The sequence below is a fragment of the Microbacterium sp. zg.Y909 genome (assembly GCF_024626565.1).
The window spans coordinates 1-679 of record NZ_JANJFJ010000728.1 but is presented as its reverse complement, the minus strand read 5'-3'; the positions used below and the strand labels follow the sequence as shown (position 1 = coordinate 679).

General features: G+C 69.1%; 1 protein-coding gene. It reads right to left on the bottom strand.

Features of this window, described 5'->3' with window-relative positions:
* Nucleotides 1-578 (bottom strand): PP2C family protein-serine/threonine phosphatase (locus tag NQ160_RS24420; RefSeq protein WP_257517541.1); only part of this gene is annotated, 578 nt, incomplete at its 3' end.
* Nucleotides 579-679 lie beyond the last annotated feature (101 nt).

Below are 679 nucleotides of genomic sequence, written 5' to 3'. Positions count from 1 at the left end.
AGGCCGTCCGAGCACAGCAGCCACCGGTCGCCGGGCTGGGTGGGCATGATGAACGTGTCGAGTTCGGGGTCGGCGTCGGTGTCGCCCAGCACGCGCATGAGCACGGAGCGGCGGGGGTGGTACCGCGCCTCCTCCGGAGTGATGCGCCCGGAGTCCACCAGCCGCTGCACGAACGTGTGGTCGGTGGTGATCTGTGTCAGCGTGCCCTCACGGTAGAGATAGACCCGCGAGTCGCCGATGTGGGCCAGCACCGCGTAGTCGTCGACCATGATCAGCGCGCTGACGGTGGTGCCCATGCCCGCGAGCTCCGGCTGCGCCTTGACCGTCTCGATCAGCCGTGTCGCGGTGTCGGCGATCGCGTCGCGCAGCGCCCGCTCGGCATCCGAGGGGGAATCGTACGAGTGGTCGAGGGCGGAGAGACGGTTGATGGCGATGCTCGAGGCGACGTCACCGCCGGCGTGACCGCCCATACCGTCGGCGACGGCGAACAGGTTCGATCCCGCGTAGCCGGAGTCCTGGTTGTTGGAGCGCACCTTGCCGGTGTGCGATATCGCCACGCTCGAACCCTGGAACACCATGCGCCGACGTTCCGCTTACTTCCGCAGCTCGAAGGTCGTCGCGCCGACCTTGATGGGGGCGCCGACCTTGATCGCGACGGGGGCGGCGACGCGCTGCCCGT